Annotated in this window: 17 protein-coding genes and 1 pseudogene; 11 read left to right on the forward strand and 7 right to left on the reverse strand. The window is 75.5% G+C overall.

The window, feature by feature from the left end:
- Window positions 1-60: 60 nt before the first annotated feature.
- On the reverse strand, window positions 61-1,011 hold the full coding sequence (locus tag BM158_RS08980) for a UTP--glucose-1-phosphate uridylyltransferase (RefSeq protein ID WP_091556857.1): 951 nt from the start codon (window positions 1,009-1,011) through the stop codon (window positions 61-63).
- A 27-nt stretch (window positions 1,012-1,038) separates the two neighbouring features.
- Between BM158_RS08980 and BM158_RS08985 the strand changes: the two genes are divergently transcribed.
- A complete protein-coding gene (locus tag BM158_RS08985) occupies window positions 1,039-1,608 on the forward strand; it encodes a 5-formyltetrahydrofolate cyclo-ligase (protein WP_091556858.1) in 570 nt (189 codons plus the stop codon).
- A 3-nt stretch (window positions 1,609-1,611) separates the two neighbouring features.
- Here the strand turns inward: BM158_RS08985 and BM158_RS08990 are convergent, their stop codons facing one another.
- On the reverse strand, window positions 1,612-2,298 hold the full coding sequence (locus tag BM158_RS08990; protein ID WP_091556859.1) for a FadR/GntR family transcriptional regulator: 687 nt from the start codon (window positions 2,296-2,298) through the stop codon (window positions 1,612-1,614).
- Between the two features lie 161 nt (window positions 2,299-2,459).
- Between BM158_RS08990 and BM158_RS08995 the strand changes: the two genes are divergently transcribed.
- Genes BM158_RS08995 through BM158_RS09010 form a run of 4 tightly spaced genes read left to right on the forward strand, consistent with a single transcriptional unit; the run spans window position 2,460 to window position 7,222 of the window.
- Window positions 2,460-3,776 (forward strand): SLC13 family permease, encoded by a 1,317-nt coding sequence (locus BM158_RS08995; RefSeq protein WP_091556860.1) that lies wholly within the window; start codon window positions 2,460-2,462, stop codon window positions 3,774-3,776.
- 15 nt (window positions 3,777-3,791) lie between these two features.
- The gene (locus BM158_RS09000; protein WP_229827736.1) at window positions 3,792-4,976 is read left to right on the forward strand and encodes a CaiB/BaiF CoA transferase family protein; all 1,185 of its coding nucleotides are present in this window, start codon (window positions 3,792-3,794) and stop codon (window positions 4,974-4,976) included.
- Entirely contained in the window at window positions 4,973-6,499 is a 1,527-nt protein-coding gene (locus tag BM158_RS09005; RefSeq protein WP_229827735.1) for an acetyl-CoA carboxylase carboxyltransferase subunit alpha/beta, read from the forward strand. Before BM158_RS09000 ends, BM158_RS09005 begins: the two co-directional genes overlap by 4 nt.
- A 27-nt stretch (window positions 6,500-6,526) precedes the next feature.
- On the forward strand, window positions 6,527-7,222 hold the full coding sequence (locus tag BM158_RS09010; RefSeq protein WP_091556865.1) for an AAA family ATPase: 696 nt from the start codon (window positions 6,527-6,529) through the stop codon (window positions 7,220-7,222).
- 5 nt (window positions 7,223-7,227) lie between these two features.
- Here the strand turns inward: BM158_RS09010 and BM158_RS09015 are convergent, their stop codons facing one another.
- Window positions 7,228-7,704 (reverse strand): MarR family winged helix-turn-helix transcriptional regulator, encoded by a 477-nt coding sequence (locus BM158_RS09015; protein WP_091556868.1) that lies wholly within the window; start codon window positions 7,702-7,704, stop codon window positions 7,228-7,230.
- 48 nt (window positions 7,705-7,752) lie between these two features.
- Here BM158_RS09015 and BM158_RS22395 point away from each other — a divergent pair.
- Window positions 7,753-7,962 (forward strand): annotated as a pseudogene (locus tag BM158_RS22395) (FmdB family zinc ribbon protein); the annotation flags it as partial.
- Window positions 7,963-7,976: 14 nt separating this feature from the next.
- Here the strand turns inward: BM158_RS22395 and BM158_RS22400 are convergent.
- Window positions 7,977-8,147, reverse strand: a complete 171-nt coding sequence (locus tag BM158_RS22400) for a hypothetical protein (protein ID WP_229827752.1) — start codon at window positions 8,145-8,147, stop codon at window positions 7,977-7,979.
- Window positions 8,148-8,269: 122 nt separating this feature from the next.
- On the opposite strand from BM158_RS22400, the gene cpaB reads away from it, so the two are divergent.
- Entirely contained in the window at window positions 8,270-8,881 is a 612-nt protein-coding gene (gene cpaB / locus BM158_RS09025) for a Flp pilus assembly protein CpaB (RefSeq protein WP_091556875.1), read from the forward strand.
- Window positions 8,882-8,915: 34 nt separating this feature from the next.
- The gene (gene mscL / locus BM158_RS09030; protein WP_091556879.1) at window positions 8,916-9,353 is read left to right on the forward strand and encodes a large conductance mechanosensitive channel protein MscL; all 438 of its coding nucleotides are present in this window, start codon (window positions 8,916-8,918) and stop codon (window positions 9,351-9,353) included.
- Here the strand turns inward: mscL and BM158_RS21755 are convergent.
- Together BM158_RS21755 and BM158_RS09040 are read right to left on the reverse strand one after the other, a co-directional pair.
- Window positions 9,350-9,604: a hypothetical protein gene (locus BM158_RS21755; protein ID WP_165628875.1), complete on the reverse strand. Its 255-nt coding sequence runs from the start codon at window positions 9,602-9,604 to the stop codon at window positions 9,350-9,352. The genes mscL and BM158_RS21755 overlap by 4 nt on opposite strands.
- Window positions 9,605-9,627: 23 nt before the next feature.
- Window positions 9,628-10,173, reverse strand: a complete 546-nt coding sequence (locus BM158_RS09040) for a YbaK/EbsC family protein (RefSeq protein ID WP_091556885.1) — start codon at window positions 10,171-10,173, stop codon at window positions 9,628-9,630.
- 50 nt (window positions 10,174-10,223) lie between these two features.
- On the opposite strand from BM158_RS09040, the gene BM158_RS09045 reads away from it, so the two are divergent.
- Genes BM158_RS09045 through BM158_RS09055 form a run of 3 tightly spaced genes read left to right on the forward strand, consistent with a single transcriptional unit; the run spans window position 10,224 to window position 11,544 of the window.
- Window positions 10,224-10,586, forward strand: coding sequence for a VOC family protein (locus BM158_RS09045; protein ID WP_091556889.1), 363 nt, complete (start codon window positions 10,224-10,226; stop codon window positions 10,584-10,586).
- Entirely contained in the window at window positions 10,583-10,990 is a 408-nt protein-coding gene (locus BM158_RS09050) for a PaaI family thioesterase (protein ID WP_229827734.1), read from the forward strand. Before BM158_RS09045 ends, BM158_RS09050 begins: the two co-directional genes overlap by 4 nt.
- A 59-nt stretch (window positions 10,991-11,049) precedes the next feature.
- Window positions 11,050-11,544: a DinB family protein gene (locus BM158_RS09055; RefSeq protein WP_207506342.1), complete on the forward strand. Its 495-nt coding sequence runs from the start codon at window positions 11,050-11,052 to the stop codon at window positions 11,542-11,544.
- Window position 11,545: 1 nt separating this feature from the next.
- Here the strand turns inward: BM158_RS09055 and BM158_RS09060 are convergent, their stop codons facing one another.
- The gene (locus BM158_RS09060) at window positions 11,546-12,436 is read right to left on the reverse strand and encodes an MSMEG_6728 family protein (RefSeq protein WP_091556892.1); all 891 of its coding nucleotides are present in this window, start codon (window positions 12,434-12,436) and stop codon (window positions 11,546-11,548) included.
- Between the last annotated feature and the right edge of the window lie 7 nt (window positions 12,437-12,443).

Consider the following 12,443-nt stretch of genomic DNA (forward strand, 5'->3'; position numbering starts at 1 on the left):
GTCCTCGGACGCCCTGGATCGGGCGCCCGACCAGGAATGGTGCCCGCTCGGGGGCGCCGGTCAGGCCTGCGACGCGCCCTCCGGCGGAAGGTCACCGACGAAACTGCGCAGCCACGGCCGCAGCGCGGGGCCCAGGTCCTCGCGCTCGACGGCCAGCCGGACGACGGCCTTGAGGTAGTCGAGCTTGTCACCGGTGTCGTAGCGGCGGCCGGAGAAGACCACGCCGTGCACCGGGACGCCCTGCTCCAGCAGCGCCAGGATGGCGTCGGTCAGCTGGATCTCCCCGCCGCGGCCGGGCGGGGTGGCGCGGATGGCGTCGAAGATCTCGGGGGCCAGCACGTACCGGCCGATGATGGCCAGGCTGGACGGCGCCTCCTCCTTCTTCGGCTTCTCGACCATGCCGGTGATCCGCACGACGGTGTCGGCAGCGCTGTCTGTGTCGCCGGCACCGGTCTGCGGGGCGTCGTCGACCGCCACGCAGCCGTACTTGTCGATGTTCTCGGCCCCCACGTCCAGCAGGGCGACGACGCAGCCGCCGTGCTCGGCCTGCACGGCGAGCATCTGCTCGAGCAGCAGGTCGCGGGCGTCGATGAGGTCGTCGCCGAGCAGGACGGCGAAGGGCTCGTCGCCGACGAAGGAGGCGGCCTGGAGCACGGCGTGGCCCAGGCCCTTGGCCTCGCCCTGCCGGACGAAGTGCACCTGGGCGACGTCGGTGGACTCGGCGACGGCGTCGATGCGCGCCTGGTCGCCCTTCTTCTCCAGCGCCGCCTCGAGCTCGGGGGTGCGGTCGAAGAAGTCCTCGATGGCGGCCTTGCCGCGACCGGTGACCATGAGCACCTCGGCGAGGCCGGCGCGGGCTGACTCCTCGACGATGTACTGCAGCGCCGGCCGGTCGACGACCGGCAGCAGTTCCTTGGGCACCGCCTTCGTGGCGGGCAGGAACCGGGTGCCCATCCCGGCCACCGGGATGACGGCCTTGCGGGCGGGACGACTGTTCGTCGGGCTCGACATGGCCTGGACCCTAGCTAGCCTCTGCCCATGGGTGCCTCCCCCGGCCTGGTGAGCGCCAAGGTGGCCCTGCGCACACGGCTGTCGACGTCCCGGGCGGCCCGGTCCCCCGCCGACCGCGCGACCGCCGCCCGTGCGCTGTGCGCCCACCTCCGACCCCGCCTGGCCGGCCCGGTCGCCGGCTACGTGCCCACGGCCGAGGAACCCGGCGCCGGGGAGCTGGTCGGGGTGCTGGGCCCCGGTGCGCTGCTGCCGGTGGTCCCGGCATCCGGGCGGGTGCTGTCGTGGGCCCGGGCCGACGGCGACCTGGTCCCGGGGCGCTACGGGCTGCTCGAGCCCACCGGCCCCCGGCTGCCCCCCGGCGCGCTGGGCGGAGCGGGGGTGGTGGTCGTCCCCGCGCTGGCGGTGGGGCTCGACGGCACCCGGCTCGGCCGCGGCGCCGGGTACTACGACCGGGCGCTGCTGCACGCCGCGCCGGACGCCGTCCTGGTGGGCCTGGTCTTCGACGAGGAACTGCTGCCGACCGTCCCCGCCGGCGCGCACGACGTCCACCTGCACGCGGTCGTGACGCCGTCCGGCGGCTGGCGCGACCTCGGCTGACCCTCAGCCGCCGCCGAGGAGGGGGACGTCGGAGACCAGGTGGATGTGCGCGGCCATCGCGGCGGCCGCGGCGTCGGGGTCGCCGGACCGGATCGCCTCGGCGATGGCCCGGTGGCCCTCCAGCGAGCGGTGCGGCCGGCCCTCCTGGGCCAGCGACTCGATCCGGGAGTCGCGGATGCGGTCGGCGATCTCGGCCATGAAGCGCGCCAGCAGCGGCGAGTGCCCGGCGGCGGTGACCGCGGCGTGGAACTCCTCGTCGCCGGCCACCCCGCGCCCGCCCGCCTCGACGTCGGCGGCCATGCCGGCCAGCGCGGTGTCGATCGCGGCCAGGTCCTCGTCGGTGCGCCGGCGGGCGGCCAGCGCGGCCAGCCGCACCTCCAGCGCCTCCCGCGCCTCGATGACCGCGCCGAGGTCCTCCCGGCGGGCGTCGAGGGCGGCCAGCACGGAGTCCGGCCGTGGCGCGGTGAGCAGCACGGTCCCGTCCCCGTGCCGGACGGCGACCACGCCGGTCACCTCCAGCGCGACCAGCGCCTGGGCCAGCGTGGCCCGGCTGACCCCGAGGGAGGCCGCCAGCTCGCGCTCGGCCGGCAGCCGGTCGCCCGCGCCCAGCCCGGAGGACGCCGCCCAGGTCAGCAGCTGGTGCACCACCTGCTCGTAGAGCCGGTTGCGGCGCAGCGGTCCGGGACCCACCGGGACCTCCTTGACAGCGGCGTCGTGACGGGTGCCACACTAGCGCCGGCTCAGTGGCCAGTCCACTGAGCCAGCGGCACCGAGGTGCCGCTGCCGAACGGTGCGAGCACGATCCGAGCACAGCCGGCCCACAGCCGGCCCCCGACGACGTGGGAGAGACCGTGTCACCCGAGATCATCTCGATCCTGGCGCTGGTGGCGATCTTCGCGATCGCCACCTTCCTGCCCATCAACATGGGCGCGCTGGCGTTCGTGGCCGCCTTCCTGGTCGGCACCCTGGCCGTCGGGATGACCACCGACGACATCATCGCCGGCTTCCCCGGCGAGCTGGTGCTGACGCTGATCGGCGTCACCTACCTCTTCGCCATCGCGCAGAACAACGGCACCGTCGACCTGCTGGTGCGCGGCGCCGTGAAGCTGGTGGCCGGCCGGGTGGCGCTGATCCCCTGGATCATGTTCGCCGTCACCGGCGTGCTCACCGCCATCGGCGCGCTCGGCCCGGCAGCGGTCGCGATCATCGCGCCCGTCGCGCTGGGCTTCGCCGCGCGGTACCGGATCAGCCCGCTGCTGATGGGCATGATGGTCATCCACGGCGCCCAGGCCGGCGGGTTCTCCCCCATCAGCGTCTACGGCGTCACGGTGAACAGCATCGTGGCCGCCAACGACCTGCCGGGCAGCCCGCTCGCGGTCTTCCTGGGCAGCCTGTTCTTCAACCTGGCCATCGGCGTGGTGCTGTTCCTGGTCCTCGGCGGCCGCGGGCTGGCCGGCCGCCGGGTCGGTGACGAGCCCGGGCCCGCCTCGGCGGACGGCGACACCGACGCCGAGATCAGCGGGCACGGCACCGGCGCCGGGTCCTCGGTCGACGTCAAGGCGAGGACCGGGGTCACCGCCGAGCAGGTGCTGACGCTGGTGGGCCTGGCCGTCCTCGTCGTCCTGGCGCTGGTCTTCGACCTCGACATCGGGTTCGTCTCGATCACCATCGCGACCGTGCTGGCGCTGTTCTCCGCCGCGCGGCACAAGGGCGCGGTCATGCAGATCAGCTGGTCGACCGTGCTGCTCATCGCCGGTGTCCTCAGCTACGTCTTCGTGCTGCAGGAGGCCGGCACCATCGACTACGTCGGCGAGGGCGTGACCGCCATCGGCATCCCGCTGGTGGTCGCGCTGCTGCTGGCCTACATCGGCGGCATCGTCTCGGCGTTCGCCAGCTCCACCGCGATCATCGGCGTCGCCATCTCGCTGGCCGTGCCGTTCCTGCTCGCCGGCGAGATCGGGGCGGTGGGCGTCGTCGTGGCGCTCTCGGTCGCCTCGACCATCGTCGACGTCAGCCCGTTCTCCACCAACGGCGCCCTGGTGCTCGCCAACGCCCAGGACGTCGACCGCGACCGCTTCTACAAGCAGATCCTCGGCTACTCCGGCATCGTCGTGCTGGTCGGTCCGCTCCTGGCCTGGCTGGTCTTCGTCGTCCCCGGGTGGCTCTAGATGACCGGAGGAACCGTGACCGCAGGACCCCTCGACGGCGTGCTCGTCGTCGACCTCACCCGGGCACTCGCCGGCCCGCACGCCGGGATGATGCTCGGCGACCTCGGTGCCCGGGTGATCAAGGTGGAGAACCCCGGCAGCGGGGACGACACCCGTGGCTGGGGTCCGCCCTTCGTCGACCCGCCCGAGGGGGCCCGGGAGTCCACGTACTTCCTGTCGACGAACAAGAACAAGGAGTCGATCACCCTCGACCTCAAGTCCCCCGAGGACAAGGCGACGCTCACCGAGCTGCTGCGCCGCGCCGACGTGCTGCTGGAGAACTTCCGCCCCGGCACCCTGGCCCGCCTGGGGTTCGGCACCGACGTCCTCGCCGAGCTCAACCCGCGGCTGGTCACCCTGGCCATCAGCGGCTTCGGCCACGACGGCCCCGAGGGCGGCCGGGCCGGATACGACCAGATCGCCCAGGGCGAGGCCGGCCTGATGTCGCTGACCGGCTCCGGGCCGGACGACCCGCAGCGGGTCGGCGTCCCCATCGGTGACCTGCTGGCCGGCATGTACGGCGCCTACGGGGTGCTGGCCGCGCTGCTCGAGCGTGAGCGGACCGGGAAGGGCCAGGTCGTGCGGACGTCGCTGCTGGCCGCCGTCGTCGGCGTGCACGCCTTCCAGGGGACGGCGTGGACCGTGGGCGGGAAGGTCGGCCACGCGCAGGGCAACCACCACCCCTCCATCGCCCCGTACGGCCTGTTCCGCTGCGCCGACGGCGGCTCGGTGCAGCTGTCCTGCGGGTCGGAGTCGCTGTGGCGGCGGCTGTGCGCCGAGTTCGGCCTGGACGCCGAGGCCGAGGGGTTCGCGACCAACGCCGAGCGGGTGGCCCGCCGTCCCGAGGTGATCGACCTGCTCGAGACGGCGTTCGCGGCCATCGACGCGGAGACGCTGCTGGCCCGGCTGTCCGCGGCAGGCGTGCCCGCGGGCAAGGTGCGCACGATCGACGAGGTCTACGCCTGGGACCAGACGCTGTCGCAGGGCCTGCTCGTCGACGTCGAGCACCAGACCCTGGGCACGGTCGCGCTGCCCGGGCCCCCGCTGCGGTTCTTCGCGCCGTCCGCCGACGGCGAGACCGAGACGACCCGCCGCGAGCACACCGCTCCCCCGGTGCTCGGCGCCGACGGCGACGCGATCCGCGCCTGGCTGCGCTCGTGAGCACGCGGATGGACGCCCGCACCCTGCGGGCCCTGGTCCTCGACGCCGACTCGTGGGTCTCCTGGGACAGCCCGGTCGGCACGCGGGACGTCTCGGCCGAGTACGCCGCGGAGCTCGCCGCCGCGCAGGAGAGGTCGCGCCAGGACGAGGCGATCGTGACCGGCGAGGGCCGGCTGCGCGGGCGGCGGGTCGCCGTGGTGGCCGGGGAGTTCGGCTTCCTCGCCGGCTCGATCGGGGTGGCCACCGCCGAGCGGTTGATCCAGGCCATCGAGCGGGCCACCGACGAGGGCCTGCCGCTGCTGGCCGCGCCGGTCTCCGGCGGCACCCGGATGCAGGAGGGCACCGTCGCCTTCCTGCAGATGGTCGGCATCACCCAGGCCATCGCCCGGCACAAGGACGCCGGCCTGCCCTACCTGGTCTACCTGCGGCACCCCACCTTCGGCGGCGTGCTCGCCTCGTGGGGGTCGCTGGGCCACGTCACGATCGCCGAGCCCGGCGCCTCCATCGGGTTCCTCGGCCCACGGGTCTACGAGTCCCTCTACGGGGAGAAGTTCCCCGAGGGCGTGCAGACCGCCGAGCACCTGCACGAGCGCGGGGTCATCGACGCCGTCGTGCCGCACGAGCAGGTCGCCGACGTCGCCGACCGCGCGCTGCGCGTGCTGGCGGCGCGCTCCACCTGGCACCGGGACGCGCAGGTCGCCGGGCCGGTCGAGGGCGACGGCACCGACGCCGACGACCCCGAGGACGGCCGCACGGCCTGGGACGTCGTCACCGCCTCCCGGCGCGCCGACCGGCCCGGCGTGCGGCGGCTGCTCCGGGCGGCCGCCACCGACGTCGTCGCGCTCAACGGCACCGGCGCCGGGGAGGCCGACCCCGGCCTGCTGCTGGCGCTGGCCCGCTTCGGCGGGGCGCCGTGCGTGGTGCTCGGCCAGGACCGGCGCGGGCAGTCGCTGACCGCCCCGCTCGGACCGGCTGCGCTGCGGGAGGCCCGCCGCGGCATGCGGCTGGCCGCGGAGCTGCGGCTGCCGCTGGTGACGCTCATCGACACCCCCGGCGCGGCGCTGTCCAAGGAGGCCGAGGAGGGCGGGCTGGCCGGCGAGATCGCCCGCTGCCTGGCCGACCTGGTCACGCTCAGGGCGCCGACCATCGCCGTCCTGCTCGGCCAGGGGACCGGCGGCGGCGCGCTCGCCCTGGTGCCGGCCGACCGGGTGCTCGCCGCGGCCAACGGCTGGCTGGGTCCGCTGCCGCCGGAGGGCGCCTCGGCGATCGTGCACCGGGACGTCGACCACGCCGACGTGATGGCTGCGCAGCAGGGCGTGCGGGCCACCGACCTGTGGCGGGCGGGCATCGTCGACCGCGTGGTGCCCGAGCGCCCGGACGCCGCCGACGAGCCGCAGGAGTTCTGCGAGCGGCTGGGCCGGGTGCTGGCCGAGGAGCTGGCCGGGCTGCTCGGGCGGGACGACGTGGAGCGGATGCGCAGCCGCAACGCCCGCTGGCGTCACCTGGGCCGCCGCGCCCGCTGACGCCCGGCCGGAGGCAGGATGCGGGCCATGACCGATCGACCGGGGGTGCGGCGCATCCGCGCGGACCCCGGGGCCGACCCGCCCCCGGCCGACGTCTGGCCGATGACCGTGCCCGCGGTGGCGCAGCTGTGGGCCGAGGGCCTGGAGCTGGCCCCGGGGGCGACCGTGCTGGTGGGCGAGAACGCCTCGGGCAAGTCCACCCTGGTCGAGCTGCTGGCTCAGGCGCTCGGCCTGAACCCGGAGGGCGGGTCGGCCGGCGCCCGGCTGCAGACCGCCCGCTCCGAACCCGACCCCCTGCCGCTGGTGGTCGAGCGCTCCCCCGGTGCGCCGCGCTGGGCCTACCTGCTGCGCGACGAGACGCTGCACGGCCTCTACACCTACCTCGGCGACGGCTACCACCAGCTCAGCCACGGCGAGGGCTTCCTCTCGATCTTCGCCGACAAGCTCCGCGGGCCGGGGGTCTACCTGCTCGACGAGCCCGATGCCGCGCTCTCCTTCGGCGGCCAGCTGCGGCTGGTCGCCGGGCTGCTGCACCTGGCCGAGCAGGGCGCGCAGCTCGTGGTCGCCACGCACTCACCGCTGGTCGCCGCGCTCCCCGGGGCCCGCATCCTCGAGGTCGGCCCGTGGGGCCTGCGCCCGGCCACGTGGGGGGAGCTGGAGCTCACCGCGTCGTGGCGGCAGTTCCTGGACCGCCCGGAGAGCTTCCTGCGCCACCTCCGCTAGGCGGGTCAGCGCCCCCGGCGCTGGCTCTGGTCGGGGTCCAGGCCGTCGAGGACGGCGGCCAGCGCGTCGTGCAGCACGGCCGCCTGCTCGTCGGTGAGCACGTCGAACAGCGCCTCCCGGACGGCGGCCACGTGCCCGGGCGCGACGGTGCGGACGACGTCCCACCCGTCGTCGAGCAGCACGCAGACGTTGCCGCGGCCGTCCTCGGCGGCCCGTTCCCGGCGCACCCAGCCGCGCTCCTCCAGCCGGGCGACGGTGTGCGAGAGCCGGCTCTGCGACTGGTTGGCCATCCGGGCCAGCTCGCTCATCCGCAGCCGCCGGTCGGGGGCCTCGGACAGCATGGCCAGCACGACGTAGGCGGCGTGGGTGAGGCCGGCGTCGCGCTGGAGCTGGGCGTCCAGGGTGCGCGGCAGCAGCTCCGCGACCGACAGCCAGAGCCGCCAGGTGCGCTGCTGCTGGTCGGTGAGCCACGGCGATGCCACGACCGGACGGTAAGGGGTGTCTCGTGGACGGCGCACCGGCGGTGGCGCATGATTGGCAGTCGCCGGGTCCGAGTGCCAGCCCGGCTCGCACCGACGGAGGAGTCCAGCACCGTGCCCACGTACCAGTACGCCTGCACCAACCCCGAGACCAAGCACCAGTTCGAGGTGGTCCAGTCGTTCACCGACCCGGCGGTGGAGACCTGCCCGGAGTGCGGGGCGCCCGTGCGCAAGGTCTACGGCTCGGTCGGGGTGGTCTTCAAGGGCTCGGGCTTCTACCGGACCGACAGCCGCGACTCCGGCAAGAAGTCCTCCTCCACGTCGGCGTCGTCGTCGTCGAAGGAGTCGACCTCCTCCTCCTCGTCGAGCAGCGACAGCTCGTCGAGCTCCTCCTCGTCGTCGAGCAGCCCGTCGACCTCGAGCTCGTCGTCCTCGTCGAGCAGCACCCCGTCCAGCTGACGTAGCAGGCGCGGGCCGGGCGCGCCGGTCGCCGTCCACACCCGGGGGGCCGGTCCACAGATCCGCCGGCCGCACCCCGCGCACGGACCCCCCGTCCGACGATCGGCCGGTGCCCCTCCCCCGGCTGCGCCGCCCCCGCCACCCCGCGCACGCGCTGCGCCGGCTGGCCGCGGCCCTGCTCGCCTGCGCCGCCCTGGCCCTCGCCCTGCGCCCCACCCCGGCGGCGCCGGCCCCGGCGGCGGTGGTGACGGTGGTGGTCGCCGCGTCGGACCTCCCGGCCGGCCGCGCGCTGTCCGGTGCCGACCTGGCCACCGCCGAGTGGCCGCCCGAGCTGGTGCCCGACGGCGTGGCCCGTGCCCCGGCCGACCTCGCCGGCGCGGTGCTGGCGGCGCCGGTGCGGCGGGGTGAACCGGTCACCGACGCCCGGCTGGTCGGGCCCGGCCTGTGGGCGCAGGTCGCTCCCGGTCAGGTCGCGGCCCCCGTCCGGTTGGCCGACCTCGCGGTCGCCGCCCTGCTGCGCGCCGGTGACCGGGTGGACGTGCTCGCCACCACCGAGGACGGCGGCACCCGGGTGGTGGCGGCAGGCGCGCTGGTGCTCGCCGTCCCACCCGACGGGGCGGACGGCGGCCTGCTGGTGCTGGCCGTGACGGAGACGACGGCGGCCGAGTTGGCGACGGCAACCACCCAGGCGACCCTCAGCGCTACCCTCGGCCCGCCCTGACCCTGGGTGACCGTCGAGCAACCGGAGGACAGACATGATCAAGGGCTTCAAGGACTTCCTGCTCCGCGGGAACGTCGTCGACCTGGCGGTCGCGGTGGTCATCGGCGCCGCGTTCACCGCCGTGGTCACCTCGTTCACCGAGTCGTTCCTCGAGCCGCTCATCGGCCTCATCGGGGGCGGCGGCGAGCTGGGCGGCACCTTCGAGGTCAACGGGCAGACCTTCACCTGGGCAGCGTTCGTCAACCAGGTGATCACCTTCGTGCTCACCGCCGCGGTCGTCTACTTCGTCGTGGTGCTGCCGATGAAGAAGATCGTCGAACGGCGCAAGCGCGGCGAGGAGGCCGGCCCGGTCGCCCCCACCCAGGTGGAGCTGCTGGTCGAGATCCGCGACCTGCTCCGTGCGCAGCAGGGCCAGGGTCCCGGCCACGACCCGGCCGGCCCCGGCACCACCAGCCTGCCCGGCCAGCTCTAGTCGCTGCCCCAATGCGGCGGCCGGTCGGCGAGGTAGCGCTCGTCCTCGTCGGCCGGCTGCCGGTCGCCCCACCCGGCGTCGGCGCCCGGCAGCGTCTCCGCGGTCGGCTCAGGACCCGCCGGTGCGCCCGTGCCCGGTGACGTCGCCCGACGGCGGGGCCGCATCGACGGCGGCGCGGTCGGCTTGCGGTAGGACGTGCCGTCGCCCGGCCCGCGGGCCGGCGCGGGGTCGAGGTCGGGGTCCCTGCTCATCCTCCCGACGGTAGCCCCGACGCTCACCCGACCGGCTGGCCCAACCCCTCGAGCACCTCCGCGCCGGGCAGCGCGGCCAGCACCGAGCCGGGGACGGCGAGCTTGCTGCCGCGGGTGCCCGACCCCACCACCAGCAGCTCCCCGGCGGCGACGGCGGCGTCGACGAGCACCGGCCAGGACGGCGGCAACCCCACCGGGGTGATCCCGCCGTAGGCCATGCCGCTCTCGGCGACCGCGACGTCCTGCGGCGCGAAGGACGCCTTGCGCGCGCCCAGGTGCCGGCGCACCAGCCCGTTGACGTCGGCCCGGGTGGTCGCCAGCACCAGGCAGGCGGCCAGCGTGGTCTCCCCGCCCCGGCGGGCGGCGACCACCACGCAGTTGGCCGAGGCCGCGGCCGGCACCTGGTAGGCCTCGCCGAACGCGGCGGTGTCGGCCAGGTCGTCGTCGATCCCGGCCACCCACGCCGGGCCGGTGAGGCCCGGCAGCGCGGCGGCGACCGGGTCGGCGAGCAGGTCGGGGCGGTCGGCGGCGGGGACCCAGGCGAGCGTGCCGAGCTGCGGTGCGGTCATCCCCCGATCGTGCCCCAGCCGATCCGGTCCGACCCGGGCAGGATGGCGGTGTGATCGGTCAGCTGCACTCCTACGTCATCGACGCCCCGGACGCGCACGCCCTGGCCTGCTTCTACGGCGAGCTGCTGGGGATGCAGGTGCAGGGCGACCCCGGCGACGACTGGGTCGTCGTCACCGGGCAGGGCTACCGGCTGGCCTTCCAGCAGGCCCCGGACCTCCAGCCGCCGGACTGGCCCGACCCGGCCCGGCCCCAGCAGACCCACCTCGACGTCCGGGTCGCCGACATCGACGTCGCCGAGCCCGCCGCGCTGGCCCTCGGCGCCCGGCGGCTGCCCGGCGGCGGGGGCGACTTCCGGGTCTACGCCGACCCGGTGGGCCACCCGTTCTGCCTCGTCTGGGACGCACCGCTGTGAGCGCCCCCGACCTCGGCGCCCCCGCGAGCGCCTTCCTCGCCGCGAGCGGCTTCACCCCCGACGAGATGACCGGCACCCGGGTCACCGGCACCCTCGAGCTGGGCCCGGACCAGCACACCCCGTGGGGCGTGGTGCACGGCGGCGTCTACTGCACCGCGATCGAGTCCGCGGCCAGCATCGGCGCCAGCGTCGCGGTGGCCGACCGCGGCCAGTTCGCCGTCGGGGTCAACAACTCCACCGACTTCCTGCGCCCGGTGACGTCGGGCCGGCTGGACGTCCTGGCCGAGCCGGTGCAGCAGGGCCGCACCCTGCAGCTGTGGCTGGTCACGCTGACCCGCGCCGACGACGGCAAGGTCGTCGCCCGCGGCCAGGTCCGGCTGCAGAACGTGCCGCTGCCCGGCTGACCTCGCACTGTCGGACCCCGGTGCCACGATCACCGCACCCGACAGCACCGGAGGCAGCCGTGACCCTCGACCGTGAACGCGACGACCTGCTCGGCACCCTGGCCGAGCACCGCTTCTTCCTGCGGCGCACCGCCGACGGGCTGACCGACGACCAGGCCCGGCTGCGCACCGGCGCCAGCGAGCTCACCGTCGGCGGCACCATCAAGCACTGCGTCGCCCAGGAGCGCATCTGGACCGACTTCCTGGTGCGCGGGGCCGCCGCGCACGACCTGCCCGACAGCGCGTTCGAGGCCCAGTTCGTGCTCGGCCCCGACGAGACGCTGGCCGGCGTGCTGGCCGAGCTCGACGAGGTCGCCGCCGCCACCGAGGAGCTGGTGCGCTCCTTCGACGACCTCGACACCGACGTCGCGCTGCCCACCGCGCCCTGGTTCCCGCCCGGCGCCCGCTGGTCGCGCCGCAAGGTGCTGGTGCACCTGCTGGCCGAGATCGCCCAGCACTCGGGCCATGCCGACGTCGTCCGCGAGGGGATCGACGGGGCCAAGACGATGGGGTGAGTCAGGCGGCGGGGTCGAGCACCACCCGGAACAGCGCGCGCGGGTCCTGCATGGTGGCCGGCGGGCGCACGGCCGAGCGCGGCACGACCCGCTCGAACCGGGCCGGACGGCGGTGCGGCAGCAGCTCCCGGCCGGCGTAGGCGTAGTCGCCGGTCACCTCGCCGAGCAGGAGCCCCGATCCGCCCCCCACCGGCACCGCGACCGCGTCACCGGGCCGCACCTCGTCGAGGAAGGTGGCCAGCTGGCGCAGGTCCTTGGCCGGCCGCTTGCCGGTGAGCTCGTGCGCCAGTGCGCGCAGCGCCGGCAGCTCCAGCCCGGTGGCGTCGACGTCCACCCCGGACTGCGTGCCCAGTCCCACGACGCCGGTGGCCAGCGCGGCACCCAGCTCCGGGTGCGCCCGCGGCCGGACCACCCACACCGGCCGGCCCGCAGGCGCCGGCGTGGGCGGCACGTCGTCGGCGGGCGGCCAGACGTAGTCCAGGTCGTCGGGGTCGCCGGCGAACAGGCTGCGGTAGGTGGCCGGCTCCTTGGCCAGCAGCTTGGACCGGTGCGAGAGGTGCACCGCCTCGTCGCCCAGCCAGCTCGGCAGCAGCCCGGCGGCGCCGAGCTCGGCCTGGCTGCCCACCCCGGGCGCGAACTCCTCGATCTGCGCGGCGGTCGAGTCGGCGAACCCGCGGGCCACCCACTCGGCGGCCATGTCCAGGCCGTAGCGGACCAGCGCCGGGGTGCGGCCGCGCCACATCACGACGGCCGGGTGCGTCGTCCAGCCGTAGTCGGGCAGCTCCAGCGCGCGCAGGACCTGCAGCGTCTCGACCCGCTGCTTGCCCAGGCGCGGGGCGTCCAGGAGGCGGGCGCTGCCGGCGAAGTCGGCGACGGGGAGGAAGGTCTGCACCGGGTCC

This window comes from Klenkia taihuensis, assembly GCF_900112525.1.
GTDB classification, from domain to species: domain Bacteria; phylum Actinomycetota; class Actinomycetes; order Mycobacteriales; family Geodermatophilaceae; genus Klenkia; species Klenkia taihuensis.

Bases quoted from the DNA above. Each gene is read 5' to 3' on its own strand.
- BM158_RS08980 (WP_091556857.1), bottom strand. From the start codon at position 1,011: ATGTCGAGCCCGACGAACAGTCGTCCCGCCCGCAAGGCCGTCATCCCG.
- BM158_RS08985 (WP_091556858.1), top strand. From the start codon at position 1,039: ATGGGTGCCTCCCCCGGCCTGGTGAGCGCCAAGGTGGCCCTGCGCACA.
- BM158_RS09010 (WP_091556865.1), top strand. From the start codon at position 6,527: ATGACCGATCGACCGGGGGTGCGGCGCATCCGCGCGGACCCCGGGGCC.
- mscL (WP_091556879.1), top strand. From the start codon at position 8,916: ATGATCAAGGGCTTCAAGGACTTCCTGCTCCGCGGGAACGTCGTCGAC.
- BM158_RS21755 (WP_165628875.1), bottom strand. From the start codon at position 9,604: ATGAGCAGGGACCCCGACCTCGACCCCGCGCCGGCCCGCGGGCCGGGC.
- BM158_RS09040 (WP_091556885.1), bottom strand. From the start codon at position 10,173: ATGACCGCACCGCAGCTCGGCACGCTCGCCTGGGTCCCCGCCGCCGAC.